Here is a 22,259-nt window from a genome sequence, read left to right on the forward strand (position 1 = left end):
CGTCGCGAGTGGACAACCATGCCCATCGGACCGGAACGGCAATCCCCCGGCACGCGATTCGCGTCGCGCGCCACGACCCCCGGCTAGGAGACGCCCGCCCCTGAAACAACACTGATGTAATTTGCTTGTCTCGCGGTCAGGCTACCGCAGCGTGGGACGCATTCCGAGCAACGCGCTACCGACGCGGACATGTGTCGCGCCGTAATGGATCGCGATGTCGAAATCTCCGCTCATGCCGGCGGACAGCGCGGTGGCTCCCGGATGGACAGCCCGAAACGCGTCGGCAACCTCCGCGAGTCGGGCGAACGCCCGGGCCGGCTCCCAGCCCAGCGGAGCGACCGCCATGAGACCGACCAGGCGCAGCCCTGGCGCGTCGGCCACCGCCTCGGCCACCGGCTCCAGACCGGCGTCCGGATCCGCCGAGTCGGGCAGTGCTCCGCCCCGGGCCGCGTCGCCGTCGATGCTCACCTGGATCAGGGCGTCGAGCGGCGCCTGCCTCTCGGCCGTCGCGGTGGCCAACGCCCGGGCCAGCCGGACACTGTCGACCGAGTGCACCACGTCGGCGTAGCGGACCACCGAGCGGGCCTTGTTGCGCTGCAACTGGCCGATGAAGTGCCAGCGCGGACGCACCCCGGCGGCGGCCACCTCGGCGGCCTTGCCGGCCGCCTCCTGGTCGCGGTTCTCCCCCATGTCGGTGACTCCGAGCTCGGCCAGCGCAATCACGTCGCTGGCCGGGTACGTCTTCGTCACCGCGATCATCGTGACCTCGGCGCGGTCCCGGCCGGCCTGCGCGCAGGCGTCATCGACTCGGGACCGAACCTGCGCCAGACCGGCCGCGAGTTCGGCGCGCCGATCCGGTCGTACCGTGGCTGAGCTGTCGGTCATCGGCGGTGCTCAGGACCCGTTCTTGAGGAAGTCGGGAACGTCCACGTCGTCGAAGAGCACGCGACGCGGCGACTGGGCCGGAGCCGGGTTGGTGGCCGGCGGCGGCACCGGAGTGCTCTGCGGTGCCGGCTGGTTGGTGTTGGTCTTGCGGGTCGGCTCGGCCGCCTTGTACGCGGGCGTGCCGCCGTCGAAGCCGGCCGCGATGACCGTCACCCGCACCTCGTCACCGAGCGCGTCGTCGATGACCGCGCCGAAGATGATGTTCGCGTCCGGGTGGGCCGCGTCGGTGACCAGCTGGGCGGCGTCGTTGATCTCGAACAGGCCCAGGTCGGAACCGCCGGCGATGGAGAGCAGCACGCCCCGCGCGCCGTCCATGCTCTGCTCCAGCAGCGGGCTGGAGATGGCCGCCTCGGCGGCCTCGACCGCGCGGTTCTCGCCGCGGGCGCTGCCGATGCCCATCAACGCGCTGCCGGCGCCGCTCATCACGCTCTTGACGTCGGCGAAGTCCAGGTTGATCAGACCCGGGGTGGTGATCAGGTCGGTGATGCCCTGCACACCCGAGAGCAGCACCTGGTCGGCCGTGCGGAACGCGTCCATCATGCTGATGTTGCGGTCGCCCAGGGCCAGCAGCCGGTCGTTCGGGATCACGATCAGCGTGTCGCACTGGTTGCGGAGTTCGTCTATCCCCGACTCGGCCTGCACCTGACGGCGCTTGCCCTCGAAGGAGAACGGCCGCGTCACCACGCCGATGGTCAGCGCGCCGAGCTTGCGGGCGATGTTGGCGACCACGGGCGCGCCGCCGGTGCCGGTGCCGCCGCCCTCGCCGCAGGTCACGAAGACCATGTCGGCGCCCTTGAGTACCTCCTCGATCTCGTCGCGGTGGTCCTCGGCGGCGTTCTTCCCGACGTCCGGGTTGGCCCCGGCCCCCAGGCCACGGGTCAGCTCCCGACCGACGTCGAGCTTGACGTCGGCGTCGCTCATCAGCAGCGCCTGGGCATCGGTGTTGATCGCGATGAACTCGACGCCCTTGAGCCCAACCTCGATCATCCGGTTGACGGCGTTGACGCCGCCACCCCCGATGCCGACGACCTTGATGACCGCCAGGTAGTTGTGCGGAGGTGTCATCTCCGGTCCTTTCCTTCGAGATTGGCTTCGGCCGACCGGGTACGGCGTGGCCAGCCCAGCGGCCGACGACAGCTGGCACCAGCGAGGGTCAGGGGTGAACCCTAACCCTCTACTAGAGGCTTACAGTTATGTCAACCACTGATCCTCTTCGGGGCAACGTAAGCGCCACCGCCCGATGAGCCAAGGACCCGGGCGGCGTGTCGCCGCGCGGAGCGCGACGGGTCACGTCCGGCACGCTCACCGATTCACCGAAAGGTCACCACATCCGGCGCGCTCACGTCGATCCGGTCGGTGTCCTCGTCCAGCAGCGCGGTGGCCACCCGGGCCTTGTCCGTACCTCGGGTCGCGTCGCCCCAGACCACCGTCCGGTCCTCCCGCAACCGCAGGCTGATCCGGGCCAACCCCTCCACGTTCACGTCCACCAACTCCGCGCGCAGCTGCGGCGTCAACGCGACGAGCACCTCCAGCGCGGCCCGGGTGCCCGGGTCGTCAGCGGCCGGACGGGCCACCGTCACCTGCGGCAGACCCGCCGGGCGTCGCTCCACCGTCCGGAACGCCACCCCGCTGCCGTCGATCAGCGCGAACGCGTCGCCCTGCGGCACCACCGCCACCGCGGTCCGCTCGGTCACCCGTACCACCAGCGCGCCGGGCCAGTCCCGGGAGACCGTGGCCCGCTGCACCGCCGGCAACGCGCCGACCCGACGCGCTGCGGCGGCCAGGTCCACCCGGGCCAGCGGCACCCCGTCGGGGATGTCGAGCGCGTCGTGCACCTGCACCGGAGTGACCAGGTCGGCACCCTCCACGCGCACCTCGCGCACACCGAACAACCCGGTGCCGAGCACCGTCCAGGCGACCAGCCCGGCCAGGGCGAGCACCCCGGCGGCCACCGCCCACGGCAGCGCGGCCCGCATGCGACGCTGCCGGGCCCGGGCCATGAACCGGCGGGTCGACGGCGGTACCGCGTCGCGGCCCGCCCGGACCAGCTGCCACCGCCGGGCCGGCCCCCGGCGCGGGGCGCCACCGTCGGCGGCGCTGGTCCGCCCTCGGGCCGGGCCGGGACTCATCCGGCCGTGGGCGCCGAGCCGCCGGGCACGGCGGTGCCACCGAGCGCCGCGCCGTCGCCGCCCGCCGTGGCCCCACCCGGCACCGGATCACCGATCGCCGGGGTGGTGGCCACCGGGTCGACGGTCGCGGTCGGTGCCGAGCCGGCCGTCCGCTCACCCAGAGCGGCCAGCAGCTCGTCGCCCATCAGCGAGATCGGCGGGGCGCCCATGGTGACGACCACGTCCCCCGCGCGGGCCCGGCGGGCCACCTCGACCGGGGCCTGCTCCCACGACTCCACGAAGACCTTGCGGTCGGCGGGCAGGTCCACCGCCGCGATCAGCGCCGCCGAGCCCTCGCCGGGCTGGCGCAACTCGCCCGGCCCGAAGACCTCCAGCAGCACCACCTCGTCGGCGATGGCCAACGCCTCGGCGATCTCGGCCTGGTTGTCGCGAGTGCGGTACAGCCGGTACGGCTGGAAGACGACGATCAGCCGACCGTCCCCGGCGACCTCCCGCAGCGTCTGCATCGCCAACGTCATCGACGTCGGGTGGTACGCGTACTCGTCGTAGACCAGCACGCCGTCCGCCACACCCTTGCGCTCGAAGCGCCGCCGCACCCCGGGGAAGACCGCCAGCGCGGCCTCCGCCGCCTCCAACGGCAACTCCAGCAGGTACGCGGCCAGCACCGCGGCGGCGCTGTTCAGCCCCATGTGCCGTCCCGGCACCGGCAGCCGGAACTCGCCCAGCGACCGGCCGTCGATCGCGGCCAGGTAGCGCACCCCGCGGGCGGAGGAGACCATCTCGGTCAACCGCAGGTCGGCGTCGGCGGCCTCGCCGTAGGTGAACACCCGCCGTCCCTCGGACCGCAGGCTCTCCGCCAGCCGCCGGCCGCCCGGGTCGTCCACGCAGGTGATGATGAACCCGTCCGGGTCGGTGAGGCGGGCGAACTCCACGAACGCCGCCTCCAGCGTCGCGTAGTCGCCGTAGGTGTTCAGGTGGTCCGCCTCGACGTTCGTGATGATCGAGACGTACGGGCGGTAGATGAGGAACGAGCGGTCGCTCTCGTCCGCCTCGACCACGAAGTGCTCGCCGGTGCCGTGGTGGGCGCCCGAGCCGACCTCGGAGATCTCGCCACCGATCACGAAGGACGGGTCCACACCGGCCTGCTGGAGAACCATCGTCACCATCGAGGTGGTGGTGGTCTTGCCGTGCGTACCGGCGACCGCCACCGCCCGACGGCCGGTCATCGCCGCCGCGAGGGCCTCCGAACGGTGCAGCACCCGCAGGCCGCGCCGCCGCGCCTCGACCAACTCCAGGTGGTCCTGCGGAATGGCCGACGAATACACGACCGTGTCCACCCCGTCGAGGTTGCTCGCCTCGTGGCTGAGGTGGATGGTGCCGCCGAGCGCCCGCAGACCGGCCAGCGACGGCCACTCCCGCAGGTCGCTGCCGGACACCCGGATGCCGCGGGTGAGCAGCAGTCGGGCCACGCCGAGCATGCCCACCCCACCCACCCCGATCAGGTGGACGGCGCCCAGGTCCTCGGCGGTGAGCGTGCCGGCCGGGGTGAACTGCGCGGTCATCGGGCCACCGCCGCCAGCACGAAGGAGCGCAGCGCCTCGTCGCCGTCGCGCCGGCCGTACGCCCCGGCGGCGGCGCCCATCGAGTACAGGCGCTGCGGGTCGCGGATGAGCGGGATGACGGTGCGCTCCAGCCAGTCCGGGGTGAGCTCCGCGTCGTCGACCAGCAGCCCGCCGCCGGCCTCCACCACGGGCAGCGCGTTGCGCCGCTGCTCCTGGTTGCTGTGCGGGTACGGCACGTAGATCGTGGGCAGCCCGATCGCGGCCACCTCGGCGACGGTCATCGCCCCGCCCCGGGCCAGCATCAGGTCCGCGGCGGCGTAGCCCAGCTCCATCTCGGACAGGTACGGCAGCGTCACGTACGGCACCGGCAGGTCGGTCGGGATCGGCACCGGCTCGTTGCGGGCGCCCATCACGTGCAGCACCTGCACGCCGTTGCGGGCCAACTCCTTGGCCGCACCGGAGACCGCCAGGTTGATCGAACGGGCGCCGGACGACCCGCCGGACACGAAGAGCACCGGCAGGTCCGGGCGGAGCCCGAAGTGGGCGCGGGCGGCGTTGCGCAGCGCGTACCGGTCCAGGCCGGTGATGGCGCGGCGCAGCGGCACCCCGACCACTGTGGCGTCCCGCAGCGACTCGGCCTGGCTGGGCTGGTTCGGGAAGCCGACGGCGACGTTCTTGGTGAACTTCATGCCCAGCCGGTTGGCCACACCCGGCGGCACGTTCACCTCGTGGATCACCATGGGCAGCTCACGTCGCCACGCGGCCAGGTAGGCCGGCACCGCGACGTACCCGCCGAAGCCGACGACCACGTCGGCGCGTACCTCGTCGATCACCTTGCCCGCGGCGCGCGCCGCGGTCCACATCCGGCCCGGGGTGCGGACCAGGTTCATGTTGACCGACCGGGGCAGCTGGTAGGCCGGGATCTGCCGTAGGTCGTAGCCCTGCGGCGGGATCAGGTCGTTCTCCATGCCCCGGGGTGTGCCGAGGCAGGTGATCCGGACGCCCGGGTCGTGTCGGCGCAGGCAGTCGGCGAAGGCGAGCAGCGGGTAGACGTGCCCCCCGGTGCCACCTCCCGCGAGCACCACCGAACGCAGCGGACCCATCAGCGTCTCCTCTCGCTCGCCGTGCCCCTGCGGCTACGGTCCTGTCGGACCCCGCGCGGCGCGGCCTGGTCGTCATGACGCCGCTCACGGGACCGGGGCACGGACCCTCGGCCAGCGGGCGGCGTCGCCGGTCGGCGACGCCGGCCGGGAAGCGGCGGCAACGGGGCCCAGACTAGTCGGACCCACCGGGCCGGCGGACGGGCATGCAGTGCTCTGGCCGCATCGGGTTCGGCGCGGGCGAAGGACGCCAGCATGCCGATGCCGGCCAACGTCACCACCAGGGCACTTCCGCCGTCGGAGATGAACGGCAGCGGCAGGCCGGTGATCGGCAGCAGCCCGACCACCCCACCGATGTTGATCACGGCCTGGCTGACCAGCCAGGTGGTGACGGCGGTGGCGGCGAGTCGACGGAACGGGTCGTCGACCCGCCGGGCGATCCGGAACCCGGTGTACGCGAGGACCGCGAACAGGCTGAGCACCACCACGCACCCGATCACGCCCAACTCCTCGGCGATGATCGCGAAGATGAAGTCGTTGTGCGCCTCGGGGAGCCAGTCCCACTTCAGGCTGCCCTTGCCCAGCCCGACCCCGAACCAGCCGCCGTGCTCAATGGCCAGCCGCCCCTGGTAGAACTGGAGGCAGCCGTCGAGCTTGCAGGTCTCCGGGTCCGGCGGGTTGAAGAACATGGCCAGCCGGGCGAAGCGGTAGTTCTCCTCGCCGCGCTCACCGGAGCCGGCGCCCAGTGAGGCCACCGCCACGAGCAGGCCGATCCCGACCAGCCCGGCCGTGGCCAGGGCGCCGAAGACGCGCATCCGCACCCCGGCGGCCCAGAGCAGACCCACGACCAGGGCCAGCAGACAGAGCATCGTGCCCGTGTCGTTGTAACCGACCAGGACGAAGAGCAGGCCCACCACCGGGAACAGCGGGGTGGCCAGCTCCCGCCACCAGCCCAGCGCAGCGCCCTTGCGGGCGACGAGGTGCGCACCCCAGAGCACCATCGCGAACTTGGCCAACTCGGAGGGCTGGAGCTGGATGCCGCCGACGAACAGCCAGTTCAGTCGCGCCTCGACCGGCCCGAAACCGGCCGACAGCTGGTGGGTCAGCCGGGCGTACGCGACCAGCAGGTTGAGCACCACCAGGAGGGCGATCGAGGCGAACAGCAACGGCCGGCCCAGTGAGCGGTACGTGCTCGCCGGCAGGCGCTGACAGACCCAGAACGCGCCAATGCCGATCACCGCGAAGATGGCCTGCTTGGTCACCGACGCCGAGGCGTCGCCGTCCTCGGCGTAGTCCTTCACGCTGGTCGCCGAGAAGACCATGGTCAACCCGATCAGCAGCAGCAGACCGGCGCAGGACAGCAGCAGATAGTAGGAAGTCAGCGGCCGGTCCAGCAGGCCGCGCAGCGCGGCGAGCCCGCCGGCCGCGTCGAACCCGCGCAGCGGCGCGGGCACCGCCGGCTCCGCCTCACGCGGCACCGCACCCGGTTCCGGCCCCCGGGCGTCGTCCGCTGGCGCGACCGCCTCCGCGGTACGCCCCGACGCGCCCGGCGATCGCCGGGTGCGTCCGCCAGCCCTGCCCTCAGTGCCGATGTCCTCCCCCACCCCGACATCATCACCGCTAAACACGCCCGACACCCCCAGAACGCCCTCTCGGGCGTGTCGGCCCCGCCGATCAGGTCATGTTGGCGAGGAACTCGCTGTAGAACAGGCCCAGGGCGATGGCCACGCCGATGCCGGCAATGATCCAGAAGCGCACCACGATGTTGACCTCGCTCCAGCCGGCCAGCTCGAAGTGGTGCTGGAGCGGAGACATCCGGAACACCCGTTTACCGGTGGTCTTGAAGGAGATGATCTGGATGACCACCGACATCGTGATGATCACGAAGAGCCCGCCGATGATCGGCAGCAGCAGGATCGTGCGGGTGGACATCGCCATGCCGGCGATCAGACCGCCCAGCCCCAACGCCCCGGTGTCGCCCATGAAGATCCGGGCCGGGGACGTGTTCCACCAGAGGAAACCCACACAGGCCCCGGCCGCCGCCCCGGCTATCAGCGCGATCTCCAACGGGTCGCGGACCTCGTAGCAGTACGGCTGGCTGTAGCTCGGGTCGGCGCACCAGTGCCGGTACTGCCAGAACGCGATCAGCGCGTACGCGGCGAGCACCATCACCGACGCGCCGGTGGCCAGGCCGTCCAGGCCGTCGGTGAGGTTGACGCCGTTCGTCGCGGCCATCACCACGAAGATGAAGATGATCACCGCGCCGACCTTGCTGACCTCCAGGAAGTCGATGTCCCGGATGAAGCTCAGCGTGGTGCTGCCCACCGTCTCGGTGTTGGTCGCCCGGCCCGTACCGTCCGTCATCGTGCTCGGGAACCACAGCGCGACCACGCCGAAGACCGCGCCGACCAGGATCTGGCCGAGCAGCTTTCCCCGCTTGTTCAGCCCTGCGCTGTTGCGCTTGCGCACCTTGAGGAAGTCGTCGAGGAAACCCACCGCGCCGGAGAAGACCATCAGCCCCAGCAGCACCAACGCCGTGATCGTCGGCTCCACCTGCGCGATCTGCTGATCCGGCAGGGTGGTCAGGGCCAGGTGTCCGGCCACGTACGCGATCACCGTGGCCAGGATGAAGACCACGCCACCCATCGTGGGCGTGCCCTTCTTGCCCTGGTGCATGGCCGGGCCGTCGGACCGGATCGGCTGACCGGCCTTGAGCCGGGTGAACACCTTGATCGCGATCGGGGTGCAGAAGAGCGAGACGATGAAGGCCACCCCGACGGCGACGATGACCGCCCTCATTCGGCGCCACCTTCGGTCGCGACCGCGGGGCTCGCAAGCTCGCTCCTCGCGCTCCGGACCGACTCGCCGTCGGCGTCGGCGCGCAGGGCGTCGGCCACCTCCCAGGTCCGGTACCGGGAGCCCTTGACCAGGACGACATCACCCGGTCGTAGTTCGCCCCGCAGCACCTCGACGGCCGCCGCCTGATCGGTGAGCAGCACCGACTCTCCTCCCCAGTTCGCTACCGCTGTCGCGCCTTCGTGGATCGGCGCAGCCGGCTCGCCCACCACGAGCAGCCGGTCGACACCCAGCTCGGCCGCGAGTTGACCGACCTCGGCGTGGCCGTCGTACTCGAACGGGCCCAGCTCGGCCATGTAACCGAGCACCGCGACGGTACGCCGCCCCGCACCCATGCTCGCCAGCGCCCGCACCGCCACCGCCATCGAGGCCGGGTTGGCGTTGTACGAGTCGTCGATCACGGTCACCCCGTCGGGGCGGTCGAAGACGTCCATCCGCCGGGTCGACACCAACCCCAGCTCGCCCAGGGCCACGGCCAGCTCGTCCAGCGGCATGCCCAACTCCCGGGCCACCGCCGCCGCCGCGAGCGTGTTCGAAACCTGGTGGCGGCCGGCGAGTCGGAGCCGCACCGGCGCGCGCCCCTCCGGGGTGACCAGGGTGTACGACGGGTGCCCGCGCTCGTCGAGCGTGACGTCCTCGGCGCGTACGTCGGCGTCGGGCGCCTCGCCGTAGCGGACCACCCGGGCCTGCGTGCGGCTCGCCATCGCGTCCACCCGCGGGTCGTCGGCGTTCAACACGGCCAGCCCGTCCGCCGGCAGCGCCTCCACCAGCTCCCCCTTGGCCAGGGCGATGGTGTCCTGCGAGCCGAACTCACCGATGTGCGAGGTGCCGACGTTGAGCACCACGGAGATCCGGGGCGGCACCAGCTCACACAGGTACCGCACGTGCCCGACCCCGCGCGCACCCTTCTCCATCACCAGGTAGCGGGTGTCCGGGTCGGCCTGCAGGGCGGTGTACGGGTGCCCCAGCTCGTTGTTGAACGAACCGGGGGGCGCCACCGTGGCCCCGAGCCGGGCGGTGAGCTGACCGATCAGGTCCTTCGTGGTGGTCTTGCCGGACGAACCGGTCACACCGATCACGGTGAGCCCGGGCAGCCGGTCCACTGCCGCGCGGGCCAACCGACCCATCGCGGTCAGGGCGTCGTCGACGATCACCATCGGCACCCCGGGCACCTCACGGCTGCCGAGCACCGCCACCGCGCCGGCCTGGAGCGCCGTCTGCGCGTAGTCGTGCCCGTCGACCTTCTCCCCCGGAAAGGCCACGAACAGCGAACCGGACCCCACCTTGCGCGAGTCGAACTCCACCGAACCGGTGACGGTGACGGTCGGGTCGGCGGCCACCAGCCGCCCGTCGACCGCCGCGGCCACCTCGGCCAGGCTCAGCGCGATCACCGCTGACCCGCCAGGTCCCCGAAGCGGGCCCGCAGCGCCTCGGCCAACTCGATGCTGTCGTCGAACGGAAACACCTCGCCCGCCACCTCCTGGCCGCGTTCGTGCCCCTTGCCGAGCAGCGCGATCACGTCACCCGGCTCGGCCAGCCGAACCGCCTCGTCGATCGCGGCCCGGCGGCCCGCCACCTCGATGATCCGAGCGGCCGTACCGGCCCGGTACGCCCCGGCGAGCACCTCGGCGCGAATCTCCGCCGGGTCCTCGGTACGCGGGTTGTCGTCGGTCACCAGCACCACGTCGGCTCCCTCCGCCGCGGCGGCGCCCATCACCGGCCGCTTGCCCCGGTCCCGGTCTCCACCGGCGCCGATCACACAGATGAGACGGCCGGCGCTCAGCTCGCGCAGGGCGGCCAGCGCGGCCACGATCGCGTCCGACTTGTGCGCGTAGTCGACCACCCCGCGCACCGGCGCGGCCACGTCGACCAACTCCAGCCGGCCCGGAACCCCACCGCAGGCGGCCACGCCGGCCGCCGCGGTCGCCGGGTCCACCCCGGCGCCGACCAGCGTGGCGATGGCCAGCAGCGCGTTGGCCACGTTGTGCCGACCGGGCAGCGCGACACCGGCGGACAGGGCCACGCCGTTCGGGCCGTGCGCGGTGAACCGCTGGGCGTACCCCTCGCCGCCCACACCGTCGGCCCACCAGGTCGCGCCCTGGTCACCGGCCGCCGAGTAGGTGACAGTTGTCGGCTTGAGCAGCGACTTCAACGCCGGGTCGTCGTGGTTGAGCACCTCGACCGCGCAGCGCCCGTCGAAGAGCTGGGCCTTGGCGGCGAAGTAGTCGTCGCTGTCGGCGTGGAAGTCCAGGTGGTCGGAGCCGAAGTTGGTGTAGCCCCCGACGGCGAACCGCACCCCACCCACCCGGCCCATGGCCAGCGCGTGGCTGGAGACCTCCATGACCACGGCGGTGACCCCCCGCTCGCGGGCGGTGGCCAGCATGGCGTGCAGGTCCGTCGCCTCGGGGGTGGTACGCACACTGTCGATCACCAGCTCGCCGAGCCGGGTCTCCACCGTGCCGACCAGCCCGGTGGTGTGACCCGCGGCCCGCAGCCCCGACTCGATCAGGTACGCGGTGGACGTCTTACCCGCGGTGCCGGTCACCCCGATCACGGTGAGGTCGGCGGTCGGGTCGCCGTACACCGCCGAGGCCAGCTCACCGAGCACGGCGCGCGGGTCGGGCACCACCAGGGCGGGCAGACCGGTCTGGGCCGCCAGCTCCGCGCCGGCCGGGTCGGTCAACAGGGCCACGGCACCCGCCTCGGCGGCCCCGGCGGCGAACTCCGCGCCGTGCCGACGGGCACCGGGCAACGCCGCGTACAGGTCGCCGGAGCGGACCTCCTGGCTGGCGTGGGTGACCCCGGTGACGACCACCGCGGCGGCGTCCGCCGGGAGGTCGACGGCGAGCCGGACGGCGAGATCACCGAGCCGGATTCCGGTCACGGTATGTGGACGTGGATTGCCGGGCACGGCGTCAGACCCTACCCGGTCGTCCGGTTCCGGCCGCACAGCCGCCCCGGTGGTTCGTCGGCACTCACCGATGATGTCCCGCCATCGCTGCTCAGCGCGGATAGACCACGAACTTGGGCGCGGATCCGTCGACGGACGGCGGCACCCGGTAGTGACGCAGAGTGAACTGCATCATGTCGCGGAACGCCGGCCCGGCGATCGCCGCACCCCCGGAGTCGGGGTCGTACACGAAGACCGCGATCACGTACCGGGGGTTCTCCGCCGGCGCCATCCCGATGAACGAGGACACCTCGCCGGGCTGCTTCTTGCCGTTCACCAGCCGCCACCCGGTGCCGGTCTTGCCGGCGACCCGGTAGCTGGGGACCGCGGCGGCCAGGCCGGTGGCGCGGTCGACGGTGGTGACCGCCTCCAGCATGGTGCGCAGCGCCGCCGCGTTCTGCGGGCTGAGCACCGACCGGGTCACCGGGGCCGGCGCGGGGGTGCGCTTGCCGTCCGGGCCGATCACCTCCTTGACCAGGTGCGGCTGCACGTAGGTGCCGTTGTTGGCGATGGCGGCGTACGCGGCGGCCATCTGCAGCGGGGTGGCGTCGACGCTGTGCCCGATCGGCACCGACCCACGCGACGATCCGCTCCACTCGTCGGCCGGCAACAGTCGCCCGCTGGCTTCCCCGGGCATCCCCTCGCCGGTGGGCTTACCCAGCCCGAACCGCTTCTGGTAGTCGATCAACCGGTCCCGGCCGAGCTTCTCGGCGATCGTGATGGTGCCGACGTTCGACGAGTAGGCGAGCATCCCCGGCACGCTCATCCGCTTGCCGTTGGCCGGATGGGTGTCGGCGAACCAGGTATCGCCCATCTTGATGGCGTTGGCGACGGGGAACGTGGTGTCCGGGGTGATCACCCCCTCCTGCAGCGCCGCGCCATAGGTGATCGCCTTGTGCACCGAGCCCGGGTCGATCACGAAGCTGGTCGCGGCGTCCTCCCGGGCCACCGGGTCGCTGGGGATCGGCTGCGCCGCGTTGTAGGTGGGGTTGCTGGCCTGGGCCAGCACCGCGCCGGAGGGAATCTCCATGATCACGGCTGCGCCGGTGCCGCCGGGCGCCTTGGCCATGCCCGCGCTGAGGATCTGCTGGGCGCGGAACTGGAGGTCACGGACGATGGTGAGGGCCAGCGAGCTGCCCGGCTTGGCGGGCGTGGTCCGGCTGTAACCGCCCGGGATCGGCGCGGCGAGGTCACCGAGGCCGGCCTCGTACACCCGCTTGCCGTCCTGACCGGCGAGCACGTCGTCGAAGCGGGCCTCCAGCCCCTCCAACCCGTCCATGTCCTGGCTGGTGAAGCCGATCAGGTTGGCGGCCAGGTCACCGCCGGGCACCTCACGGCGCTCGTCGCGGTGCACCCCGATGCCGGGCAGCTCCAGCGCCTGCACCCGCTTCGCGGTCGGGATCTCCACCCCCCGCGCCAGGTAGGCGAAGGTGGACTCCTTGCCGTTCTCCAACTTGCGGGGCTTCATCAGCTCGACCAGCTTCGACACCGGGATGCCGAGCAGCGGGGAGAGCGCCTTGGCGACACCGGGCGGGTCCTTCACCTCGGTCGGGTCGGCGTACACGTACCGCGCCTCGACACTGCGGACCAGCGGCGCGCCGGTGCTGTCGTAGATCGCGCCGCGCGGCGCCGGCAGCTCAACGGTGCGGAGTCGGTCGGCGATGCCGCCCCCGGCGTACGCCGGAGCGTCGACCGCCTGGAGGAAGATCAGCCGGATCCCGATGACGGCGAACAGGGCCAGCGCGAGCACGGTGCCCAGCCGCAGCCGCAGCCGCGAGTCGGCCAGCTTCGGCGGGCGTCGTGGTTTGCGCGACGGCCGGCGGGCCGCCGGGCGGTCGGCGCGCCGCGGCGCGCGCGGCGTGGTCCGGCGACGCGGCGGCGGCTCGTCCCCGCCCGGGTTCCGGGGGGTACGCGGCGCGACGGTGCGCACCACCGCACCGCGTCCGGCGGCCGGAGCGTCCCGGCGGCCGGCCCGGGCGGCGGCCCGGCCGCCGTCGAGCACCTGCAACGCCGGCCGGAACGGGTCACCGGAGCGGGTGCTGCGCGGCGTACGCCGCTGCTCGCCCTGGCCGCGCGCCGGCGTGCCGCGCTCCTCGCGGACCGTTCGACCCCTCGGGGTGTACGCCCGCGCGCCGGAGATCCCCCCGATACCCGGCTCGCCGGTGCGCGGCTCACCATCGGCGGGGCCGGCGTCACGTGCAGAACCGCGCCGGGACCCCGTAGGGTCCCGGCGCGGCTCGTCCGACCTTGGTGGCACCGGTCAGCCTCCCGCACCCTGGCTCGTCACCGACGGCCGGTCGCTCGACGGCTGCGGCACCTCAAGGGTCTTGCCGTCCGGCAGCCGGATGTAACCCGGCTCGCCCGCGTCGACCAGGCCCAACTGCCGCGCCTTCGCCGTCAGACTGCCCGGCGCCTCGGCGTCGGCGATCTGCTTGTCCAGTTGCTGCTTCTCCAGGTCCAGTCGAGCCTGCTGCTGCTGCAACCGCTCGAGCCGGAACGCGTTCTCATTGATCTTGGTGTTGACCGCCAGGATGCCCAGCACCCCACCGACCACCAGCACCACGATCAGCGCCGCGAACGGCGCGCGCGGCACCGACATCGGCGGCGGCGGGGCCACCCGCAGCCGGGGCGGGCGGGCGGCAGGCGCACTGCCGGCCTTCTCGACCGGCCGCAGCGCAGCGGTGCCCTGAGTCGGGAACTCGCGCGCCCCCCGGGCGCGAGTCTCCCCCTGCCGGTTCACTCGATCGATGCGTGGCGTACCGTTTCCGAGGCGCGGAGCCCGCTCTGCCGCGATCCGGCCCCCCGATCGCGGTGCGCGCTGCCCGCCGCCGGTCACGTCCCGGCGGTCGCGCTTGTCAATGCTCATGTCCCTCCCCCTCAACATCCGTCCCTCATAGCCGTCCCGGTGCCGCTGACCCCCCACGGATCAGGCGGACCCGGTGCCCGGCTGGTGCATTCCCTTCACCCGTCGGCGAGACCGTTCGCGGTCGGTCCGCCCCTGCTCTGTCGCGTTCGGGTCGAGTCGCTCCGCGGCCCGCAGCCGCACCGAGGCGGCCCGCGGATTCGCGGCGACCTCCGCCTCCCCGGGCAGTTCCGCGCCCCGACTGAGTAGCCGGAACGTCGGACCGGACCCGGGAAGCTCGACCGGGAGGTCAATCGGGCCCTTACTGCGGACCCGGTCCGCGAGGGCCGCCTTGGTGATCCTGTCCTCCAGCGAGTGGTAGGACAGCACCACCATGCGACCGCCCACGGTCAGTGCGTCGAGTGCGGACGGCAGCGCCGTCTCCAGCGCTGCCAGTTCTCTGTTTACCTCGATCCGTAAAGCCTGAAACGTTCTCTTCGCCGGATGTCCGCCCGTTCGTCGGGCTGGTGCCGGAATGGAGTCCCGAATCAGCTCCGCCAGGAGCGCGGACGAGGTGATCCGGGCCCGCTCCCGCTGCCGGATGATCGCCGAGGCGATCCGGCCGGCGAACTTCTCCTCGCCGTAGACCCGCAGCACCCGAGCCAGGTCCGGATGCGTGTACGTGTTGACCACCTCTTCGGCGGTCACCCCACGGGTCTGGTCCATCCGCATGTCCAGCGGCGCGTCCTGGGCGTAGGCGAACCCGCGGTCGGGCGCGTCCAACTGCAACGACGAAACACCCAGATCGAAGAGGATGCCGTCGATGCCCGGATAACCCAGCCGGTCCAGTACGTCCGGCAACTCGTCGTAGACGGCGTGCTCCAGATGCACCCGATCGGCGAACCGGGCCAGTCGGACCCGCGCGTGGGCGAGCGCCTCGGTGTCCCGGTCGAGCCCGATCAGGACCGTCTCCGGATGCGCCTCGAGCACCGCCTCCGCGTGCCCGGCCAGGCCGAGCGTCGCGTCGACGTAGACCGTCCGGCCGCCTCGACCCAGCGCGGGGGCCAGCAGCTCGAGACACCGCTCAAGCAGCACCGGCACGTGCGTGCCGCGCAACTCCCCCATGTTGACCCCCACTGGTTGAAACGTCCGTTCTTCTCGTGCGCCTGTCGTCGGACGGCGCTGCCGTCGTACCGCCAGATCCCCATCCGCTCCCGCCTGACACCGAACCGTCGCCCGATGACTGGATCGTGCGCCTGGCACCGGGGAAGTGATGCCAGGAACTCGAAAGCGGCTGGAGATCTCGCAGTACGTCGGGCGCCGTTCCGCCCTACAGACCGCCGGGCAGCACCCCCTCCTCGATGTCGGCGAAGTCGTCTTCGCTCTCGGCGAGGTAGGTCTCCCAGGCGACCTTGTCCCAGATCTCCACCCGCGTGCTCGCGCCGATCACCACCAGCTCGCGGTCCAGTGCGGCATAGGCCCGCAGGTGGGCCGGAATGGTCACCCGACCCTGCTTGTCCGGAACCTCGTCGTGCGCGCTGGCGAAGAAGACCCGGCTGTAGGCCCGGGCCGCCTTGTGTGTCATCGGCTGCGCGCGCAACTGCTCCGCGATTCGCTGGAACTCAGGGGTTGGGAAGACGTAGAGACAGCGCTCCTGCCCTTTGGTGATCACGACACCCCCCGCCAGCTCATCTCGAAACTTGGCCGGAAGGATCAACCGGCCCTTTTCGTCCAGGCGTGGAGTGTGGGTGCCGAGAAACATCGGCCCAACCCCCTCGCCCTTGAGCGGCGTTCGCGGCGCCGCTGACCCCCCGGGCCGGTGAGCCCTCCCGGCCTCACCATTGGCCCCCACTCTACTCCACTTCCCTCCACCTGCAACCAGAATCGCCCGCGTGGCGCGCCTGACCGGGGGGCAAAACCGCACGTCACAAGGGGTGGAGCGGGGTGGAGGGCTACGGGGCCCCCTCGGCGTGGTCCGCTTTCCGACATAGATCGACTCCGTACGGGGGACGCCGACCCGGCCGCCCGCGCAGCCATCACGGCCGAACGGTTCACCGTCGGCGGCGATCTGGTGGGCCCGGCGGTCCGGTAACCTCGCTCGCGTGACGGACGCGAAAATGCCCCTACGGGCCAAGGTGGCCAGCTCCGTGTCACGGACCGCCGCAGCGCTCTCCCGGGCGGCCGGCCGTGGCGACGGTTCGGTGATCGGCGGGTGGATCGGCCTGAAGATCGACCCGGACCTGCTGGCCCACCTGTCGGCCGGGCGCGCGATCGCGCTCGTCTCCGGCACCAACGGCAAGACCACCACCACCCGGCTGACCTCCGCGGCGGTCGGCGTGCTCGGCCGGGTCGCCACCAACTCCTTCGGCGCCAACATGCCCAGCGGCCACACCTCGGCGCTGGCCAAGGCCGGCAGCACCCCGTACGCGGTGCTGGAGGTCGACGAGCACTACCTGGCCCAGGTGCTGGAGGCGACCGAGCCGCACGTGGTCGCGCTGCTGAACCTCTCCCGCGACCAGCTCGACCGTGCCAAAGAGGTCGCCATGATGGCGCAGCTCTGGCGCGCGGCACTGGTCCGCCACACCGATGTGCGGGTGGTGGCCAACGCCGACGACCCCCTGGTGGTGTGGGCCGCCACCCCGCCGGGTGACCCCGCCCGGGGCATCCACCCGCCGCACGTGACGTGGTTCAGCGCCGGCCAGCGCTGGCACGACGACTCCTGGGTCTGCCCGGAGTGCGGCTCCACCATCCAGCGCTCCGGCGAGCAGTGGTGGTGCACCGGCTGCCCGTTGCGCCGACCGGAGCCGCAGTGGGTCGTCGAGGACGAGGGCGTGCTCGACCCCACCGGCGCGTGGCACAAGGTCTCCCTCCAACTACCCGGCAAGGTCAACCTCGGCAACGCGGCGACCGCGCTGGCGGTGGCCGCCGAGTTCGGTGTCCGCCCGGTCGACGCGGTGTCCCGCCTCGGCATCGTCACCTCGGTGGCCGGCCGCTACGCGCAGGTCGACAAGGACGGGCGCAACATCCGGCTGCTGCTGGCCAAGAACCCGGCCAGTTGGCTGGAGGCGTTCGACATGGCCGACGACGCGCCGACCCTGCTCTCCATCAACGCGCGCGACCCCGACGGTCTGGACACCTCCTGGCTCTACGACGTCGACTTCGCCCCGCTCCGTGGCCGGCAGGTGTTGATCACCGGTGACCGGGCGTACGACCTGGCCGTCCGACTGGACGTCAACGACGTGCCGTTCCAGCACGTCCGCACGTTCGACGACGCGCTCCGGTCAGTCCCACCCGGGCGGCTGGAGGTCATCGCGAACTACACCGCGTTCCAGGACATCCGAGCGGAGTTGGACCGTGTCATCTGAGAGTCTGCGCATCGTCTGGATCTACCCCGACCTGCTCTCCACCTACGGAGACCGGGGCAACGCCCTGATCCTCGCCCGTCGGGCCCGCCAGCGCGGGATGCCGGTCGAGGTGCTGGAGGTCCGCTCCGACGAGCGGCTACCCGCGACCGCCGACATCTACCTGGTCGGTGGCGGCGAGGACGGCCCGCAGGCGCTCGGCGCGCAGCGGCTGCTGGCTGACGGCGGTCTGCACCGCGCGGTCGCCCAGGGCTCGGTCGTGTTCGGCGTCTGCGCCGGCTACCAACTGCTCGGCACCTCGTTCTTCGCCAAGGGCGTGCAGTGCCGAGGGCTGGAGCTGCTCGACCTGCAGTCCGACCGGGCCGACAGACGGGCCGTGGGCGAGCTGGCCGGTGAGATCGACCCTCGGCTGGGCCTGCCCCCGCTGACCGGTTTCGAGAACCACGGCGGTCGCACCCACCTCGGTCCGGAGGTCTCCCCGCTCGCCCGCGTCACCGCCGGGGTGGGCAACGACGGCACCACCGAGGGCGCGTGGCGCGGCAAGCTGCTGGGCACCTATTCGCACGGGCCGGCGTTGGCGCGCAACCCGGCCCTGGCCGACCTGCTGCTGCGCTGGGCCACCGGGGCACACCAGCTCCCGCCGTTGGATGACACCTGGTCGGACCGGCTCCGCAACGAACGCCGCTCCGCAGTGGCCGCCGCCCGGGCATGATCCGTGCTGTCCGGCGGCTGCTCCGGCAGCCGCCGGCCGCCCGGTTCGCCCTGCTCGTCCTGCTGATCGGTGGGTGCGGGTTACTGCTGCTCCTGGTGCCCCGACCGGATCCGGCGCAGCTGCCGCTGGTCGCCGACCGGCTGGGCGACCTCGCCCCGGTGGCGGCGATCCTCGGCGGCGCGCTGCTGCTGGTCGCCCTGGTGCCCCGGACCTTCATCACGCTCGCCGCAGGTGCGATCTTCGGCCCGCTGGAGGGTGCCGCGTACGCCCTGGGCGCCGCGCTGGTGGCCGCGACGATCGGGTTCACCGTCGGCCGGTTCCTCGGTCGGGAGTTCGTCGCCGAGCGGGTCCGCGGTCGGCTGGCCCGCCTCGACGGCTGGTTCGCCCGGCAGAGCGTGCTCGGCGTGGTCACCGTCAGGCTGCTCCCGATCGCCGGTTTCGGGCTGGTCAGCTACGGCTACGGCACGACCGGCGCACGAATGGCACCGTTCCTGGCCGGCAGCGTGCTCGCGTCCGCGCCGACCGCCTTCGGGTACGCGGCGATCGGTGCGGCGGTCAGCTCCCCCGGCCACGTCAACTGGTACGCCGCCGCCCCGGCCAGCCTCGGCCTGATCGCCAGCCTGGTGCTCATCCACCAGTGGTGGCGAGCCGAACGCCGCCGCCGCCGCACCATGCAGACCTGACCGCCCCGCCCCAACCGCCCCCGCCCTGCCGCTGCCGCTGCCGCTGCCGCTGGGTCGATCATGGAGTTGTGGTGGGGGATCAATCGCCCGTTATGGGATGATCCAGGCACCACAACTCCATGATCGACGCGGACGGGGCCGACGCGGACGGGGCCGACGCGGACGGGGCCGACGCGGACCGGGCCGACGCGGACCGGGTGCCGGTGTCAGGCGACGACCGAGACCATCCGTCCCTTGACCACGATGACCTTGCGGGGTTCCTTGCCGCCCAGGCTCGCGGCCACCGCGTCCAGGGCCGCCGCGCGCACGCTCTCCTCGGAGGCGTCGGCGGAGACCTCGATGCGGCCCCGGACCTTGCCGTTGACCTGCACCGGGTAGGTCACCGTCTCGGCCACCAGCAGCGCCGGGTCGGCGGTCGGGAAGTCCGCGTACGTCAGCGAGGTGTCGTGGCCCAGCTTGCGCCACAGCTCCTCGGCCAGGTGCGGGGCGAACGGCGCCACCATCAGCACCAGCGGCTCGGCCACCTCGCGGGGCGTCGCCGACAGCCCGGTCAGCCCGTTGGTCAGCTGGATCAGCTTGGCGATCGCGGTGTTGAACCGGATGCCGTCCATGTCGCCACGGACCCCGTCGATCACCTTGTGCAGCAGCCTGCGGGTCGCCTCGTCGGCCGGGTCCTCGGTGACCCGCAGGGCACCGGTCTGCTCGTCGACGACGGCCCGCCAGACCCGCTGCAGGAACCGGTACGAGCCGACCACCGCCCGGGTCTCCCAGGGGCGGGACACCTCCAGCGGGCCCATCGACATCTCGTACACCCGGAAGGTGTCCGCGCCGTAGGCGGCGCACATCTCGTCGGGGGTCACCACGTTCTTCAGCGACTTGCCCATCTTGCCGTACTCGCGGTTGACCTCCAGGTCGCCCAGGTAGTACGCGCCGTCGCGCTCGAAGACCTCCTCGGCCTGCACGTAGCTGCCGCGCGAGTCGGTGTACGCGTACGCCTGGATCATGCCCTGGTTGAACAGCTTGCGGAACGGCTCGAACGACGACACGTGCCCCAGATCGAACAGCACCTTGTGCCAGAACCGCGCGTACAGCAGGTGCAGCACGGCGTGCTCGGCGCCACCGACGTACAGGTCGGTACCCCCGCAGTCACCGTCGCCGCGCGGGCCCATCCAGTACCGCTCGTTCTCCGCGTCGACGAACCGCCCGCTGTTGGTCGGGTCCAGGTAGCGCAGCTCGTACCAGCAGGAGCCGGCCCACTGCGGCATCACGTTGGTTTCCCGGGTGTAGCGCTTCGGCCCGTCACCCAGGTCCAACTCGACCTCGACCCAGTCGCGCCGCCGCGACAGCGGGGTCTCCGGGTTGCTGTCGGCGTCGTCGGCGTCGAACGTCTTCGGCGAGAAGTCGTCCACCTCCGGCAGCTCGACCGGCAGCATCTCCTCCGGCAGGGCGATGGCCGCGCCGGTCTCGTCGTAGACGATCGGGAACGGCTCGCCCCAGTAACGCTGCCGGGAGAACAGCCAGTCACGCAGCCGGTAGGTCACCGCGCCGGTGCCGTGCCCGTTCGCCTCCAGCCAGGCGATGATCGCCGCCTTCGCGTCGGCTACCCCCAGGCCGTTCAGGTCCAGGCCGCGCTCGGGCGCGGCGCTGTTGATCGCCGGGCCGTCCCCGGTGTACGCCTTGCCGTCGAAGCCCTCCGCCGGCTGCACGGTACGGACGATGGGCAGCTCGAAGACCTCGGCGAACGCCCAGTCCCGCTCGTCCTGCGCCGGCACCGCCATGATCGCGCCGGTGCCGTAGCCGGCCAGCACGTAGTCGGCGATGAAGATCGGGATCTGCCCACCGGTGACCGGGTTCGTGGCGTACGCGCCGATGAAGACGCCGGTCTTCTCCTTGGTGTCGGCCTGCCGCTCGACGTCGGTCTTGGCGGCTGCCGCCTTGCGGTACGCCTCGACGGCCTCCCGGGGGCTGGCGTGCCCGCCGGTCCAGGCTTCCCTTGTCCCGTCCGGCCAGGCGGCCGGCGCCAGCGTGTCGACCAGCTCGTGCTCGGGGGCCAGCACCATGTAGGTGGCGCCGAAGACGGTGTCCGGGCGGGTCGTGAAGACCCGCACCGGCGCTGCGGTGGTCGGGAAGTCGATGTGGGCGCCGGTGGAGCGGCCGATCCAGTTGCGCTGCATCAGCTTGATCGGCTCGGGCCAGTCCAGGCTGTCCAGGTCGTCCAGCAGCCGGTCACCGTACGCGGTGATCCGCATCATCCACTGCTTCAGGTTGCGCTTGAAGACCGGGAAGTTGCCCCGCTCCGAGCGGCCGTCGGCGGTGACCTCCTCGTTGGCCAGCACGGTGCCCAGCCCCGGGCACCAGTTCACCGGCGCCTGCGAGACGTACGCCAGGCGGTGATCGTCGATGATCTGGCGGCGCTCGGCGACGCTCAGCTCGGCCCAGGCCCGGCCGTCCGGGGTGGGCCGGTTACCGCCCTCGAACTCGGCGATCAGCTCGGCGATCGGACGGGCCTTCGCGGCGTCACGGTCGTACCAGGAGTTGAAGATCTGCAGGAAGATCCACTGGGTCCAGCGGTAGAAGTCGGTGTCGATGGTCGCCACCGAGCGGCGCTCGTCGTGGGCCAGCCCCAGCCGGCGCAGCTGCGCCTTGTACCGCTCGATGTTCGCGACAGTGGTCGTCCGGGGGTGGGTGCCGGTCTGCACCGCGTACTGCTCGGCCGGCAGGCCGAACGCGTCGAAGCCCATCGCGTGCAGCACGTTGCGGCCGGCCATCCGCTGGTAGCGGGCGTAGCAGTCGGTGCCGATGTAGCCCAGCGGGTGGCCGACGTGCAGGCCCGCCCCGGAGGGGTACGGGAACATGTCCAGCACGTACAGCTTCTCGGCGCCGGAGCGCGGGTGGGTCGGGTCGGCCAACGGGCCGGTCGGGTTCGGTGCGTGGAAGGTGCCTTCGCGCGCCCAGGTGTCCTGCCAACGAATCTCGATCTCGTCGGCCAGGGCCGCGGTGTACCGGAACGGGGGAATGTCGCCCGCCGGTGCGGCTGCCTCGCTCATCGTCTCTCCTCGCTTCGCTTCGCTTCGTCTCGGCACCACCGGGCCGGGCCGGCGGCGGGCACAAAAAAGCC

17 protein-coding genes are annotated in these 22,259 nt (G+C 72.2%); 3 read left to right on the top strand and 14 right to left on the bottom strand.

Annotated elements, in window-relative coordinates:
- Positions 1–141 precede the first annotated feature (141 nt).
- The 13 genes from EV382_RS16470 to mraZ form a co-directional block, all read right to left on the bottom strand.
- Entirely contained in the window at positions 142–885 is a 744-nt protein-coding gene (locus EV382_RS16470; RefSeq protein WP_130402947.1) for a YggS family pyridoxal phosphate-dependent enzyme, read from the bottom strand.
- Positions 886–894: 9 nt separating this feature from the next.
- Positions 895–2,010 (bottom strand): cell division protein FtsZ, encoded by a 1,116-nt coding sequence (gene ftsZ, locus EV382_RS16475; protein ID WP_124778507.1) that lies wholly within the window; start codon positions 2,008–2,010, stop codon positions 895–897.
- Positions 2,011–2,255: 245 nt separating this feature from the next.
- Complete coding sequence (locus tag EV382_RS16480) at positions 2,256–3,074, bottom strand: cell division protein FtsQ/DivIB (protein ID WP_130402949.1); 819 nt, start codon at positions 3,072–3,074, stop codon at positions 2,256–2,258.
- Positions 3,071–4,636 (bottom strand): UDP-N-acetylmuramate--L-alanine ligase, encoded by a 1,566-nt coding sequence (murC, locus tag EV382_RS16485; RefSeq protein ID WP_130402951.1) that lies wholly within the window; start codon positions 4,634–4,636, stop codon positions 3,071–3,073. The genes EV382_RS16480 and murC overlap by 4 nt, the downstream gene beginning before the upstream one ends.
- On the bottom strand, positions 4,633–5,739 hold the full coding sequence (murG, locus tag EV382_RS16490; RefSeq protein ID WP_130402953.1) for an undecaprenyldiphospho-muramoylpentapeptide beta-N-acetylglucosaminyltransferase: 1,107 nt from the start codon (positions 5,737–5,739) through the stop codon (positions 4,633–4,635). Before murG ends, murC begins: the two co-directional genes overlap by 4 nt.
- Positions 5,739–7,190, bottom strand: coding sequence for an FtsW/RodA/SpoVE family cell cycle protein (locus tag EV382_RS16495; RefSeq protein ID WP_130408883.1), 1,452 nt, complete (start codon positions 7,188–7,190; stop codon positions 5,739–5,741). The genes murG and EV382_RS16495 overlap by 1 nt, the downstream gene beginning before the upstream one ends.
- Before the next feature lie 220 nt (positions 7,191–7,410).
- Positions 7,411–8,535: a phospho-N-acetylmuramoyl-pentapeptide-transferase gene (gene mraY / locus EV382_RS16500; RefSeq protein WP_130402954.1), complete on the bottom strand. Its 1,125-nt coding sequence runs from the start codon at positions 8,533–8,535 to the stop codon at positions 7,411–7,413.
- Entirely contained in the window at positions 8,532–9,983 is a 1,452-nt protein-coding gene (locus EV382_RS16505; RefSeq protein ID WP_130402956.1) for a UDP-N-acetylmuramoyl-tripeptide--D-alanyl-D-alanine ligase, read from the bottom strand. The genes mraY and EV382_RS16505 overlap by 4 nt, the downstream gene beginning before the upstream one ends.
- Positions 9,980–11,542, bottom strand: coding sequence for a UDP-N-acetylmuramoyl-L-alanyl-D-glutamate--2,6-diaminopimelate ligase (locus EV382_RS16510; RefSeq protein WP_208758430.1), 1,563 nt, complete (start codon positions 11,540–11,542; stop codon positions 9,980–9,982). The genes EV382_RS16505 and EV382_RS16510 overlap by 4 nt, the downstream gene beginning before the upstream one ends.
- A 52-nt stretch (positions 11,543–11,594) precedes the next feature.
- Positions 11,595–13,799, bottom strand: coding sequence for a peptidoglycan D,D-transpeptidase FtsI family protein (locus tag EV382_RS16515; protein WP_130402960.1), 2,205 nt, complete (start codon positions 13,797–13,799; stop codon positions 11,595–11,597).
- 3 nt (positions 13,800–13,802) lie between these two features.
- Positions 13,803–14,408, bottom strand: coding sequence for a cell division protein FtsL (gene ftsL, locus EV382_RS16520; RefSeq protein ID WP_130402962.1), 606 nt, complete (start codon positions 14,406–14,408; stop codon positions 13,803–13,805).
- Positions 14,409–14,468: 60 nt separating this feature from the next.
- Complete coding sequence (gene rsmH, locus EV382_RS16525) at positions 14,469–15,509, bottom strand: 16S rRNA (cytosine(1402)-N(4))-methyltransferase RsmH (protein ID WP_425271990.1); 1,041 nt, start codon at positions 15,507–15,509, stop codon at positions 14,469–14,471.
- 205 nt (positions 15,510–15,714) lie between these two features.
- On the bottom strand, positions 15,715–16,146 hold the full coding sequence (mraZ, locus tag EV382_RS16530) for a division/cell wall cluster transcriptional repressor MraZ (RefSeq protein WP_130402964.1): 432 nt from the start codon (positions 16,144–16,146) through the stop codon (positions 15,715–15,717).
- Between the two features lie 355 nt (positions 16,147–16,501).
- On the opposite strand from mraZ, the gene EV382_RS16535 reads away from it, so the two are divergent.
- Genes EV382_RS16535 through EV382_RS16545 form a run of 3 tightly spaced genes read left to right on the top strand, consistent with a single transcriptional unit; the run spans position 16,502 to position 19,141 of the window.
- Positions 16,502–17,749: a MurT ligase domain-containing protein gene (locus EV382_RS16535; protein WP_130408885.1), complete on the top strand. Its 1,248-nt coding sequence runs from the start codon at positions 16,502–16,504 to the stop codon at positions 17,747–17,749.
- Entirely contained in the window at positions 17,739–18,458 is a 720-nt protein-coding gene (locus EV382_RS16540; RefSeq protein WP_130402966.1) for a type 1 glutamine amidotransferase, read from the top strand. The genes EV382_RS16535 and EV382_RS16540 overlap by 11 nt, the downstream gene beginning before the upstream one ends.
- Entirely contained in the window at positions 18,455–19,141 is a 687-nt protein-coding gene (locus EV382_RS16545; protein ID WP_130402968.1) for a TVP38/TMEM64 family protein, read from the top strand. Before EV382_RS16540 ends, EV382_RS16545 begins: the two co-directional genes overlap by 4 nt.
- Before the next feature lie 206 nt (positions 19,142–19,347).
- Here the strand turns inward: EV382_RS16545 and leuS are convergent, their stop codons facing one another.
- Complete coding sequence (leuS, locus tag EV382_RS16550; RefSeq protein ID WP_130402970.1) at positions 19,348–22,188, bottom strand: leucine--tRNA ligase; 2,841 nt, start codon at positions 22,186–22,188, stop codon at positions 19,348–19,350.
- Between the last annotated feature and the right edge of the window lie 71 nt (positions 22,189–22,259).

The sequence above is a fragment of the Micromonospora violae genome, from assembly GCF_004217135.1.
GTDB classification, from domain to species: Bacteria; Actinomycetota; Actinomycetes; order Mycobacteriales; family Micromonosporaceae; genus Micromonospora; species Micromonospora violae.

What these genes read in the sequence shown, in the direction of transcription:
- EV382_RS16470 (WP_130402947.1), bottom strand. Translation starts at nt 885, where the DNA reads ATGACCGACAGCTCAGCCACGGTACGACCGGATCGGCGCGCCGAACTC.
- ftsZ (WP_124778507.1), bottom strand. Translation starts at nt 2,010, where the DNA reads ATGACACCTCCGCACAACTACCTGGCGGTCATCAAGGTCGTCGGCATC.
- EV382_RS16480 (WP_130402949.1), bottom strand. Translation starts at nt 3,074, where the DNA reads ATGAGTCCCGGCCCGGCCCGAGGGCGGACCAGCGCCGCCGACGGTGGC.
- murC (WP_130402951.1), bottom strand. Translation starts at nt 4,636, where the DNA reads ATGACCGCGCAGTTCACCCCGGCCGGCACGCTCACCGCCGAGGACCTG.
- murG (WP_130402953.1), bottom strand. Translation starts at nt 5,739, where the DNA reads ATGGGTCCGCTGCGTTCGGTGGTGCTCGCGGGAGGTGGCACCGGGGGG.
- mraY (WP_130402954.1), bottom strand. Translation starts at nt 8,535, where the DNA reads ATGAGGGCGGTCATCGTCGCCGTCGGGGTGGCCTTCATCGTCTCGCTC.
- ftsL (WP_130402962.1), bottom strand. Translation starts at nt 14,408, where the DNA reads ATGAGCATTGACAAGCGCGACCGCCGGGACGTGACCGGCGGCGGGCAG.
- rsmH (WP_425271990.1), bottom strand. Translation starts at nt 15,509, where the DNA reads ATGGGGGAGTTGCGCGGCACGCACGTGCCGGTGCTGCTTGAGCGGTGT.
- mraZ (WP_130402964.1), bottom strand. Translation starts at nt 16,146, where the DNA reads ATGTTTCTCGGCACCCACACTCCACGCCTGGACGAAAAGGGCCGGTTG.
- EV382_RS16535 (WP_130408885.1), top strand. Translation starts at nt 16,502, where the DNA reads ATGCCCCTACGGGCCAAGGTGGCCAGCTCCGTGTCACGGACCGCCGCA.
- EV382_RS16545 (WP_130402968.1), top strand. Translation starts at nt 18,455, where the DNA reads ATGATCCGTGCTGTCCGGCGGCTGCTCCGGCAGCCGCCGGCCGCCCGG.
- leuS (WP_130402970.1), bottom strand. Translation starts at nt 22,188, where the DNA reads ATGAGCGAGGCAGCCGCACCGGCGGGCGACATTCCCCCGTTCCGGTAC.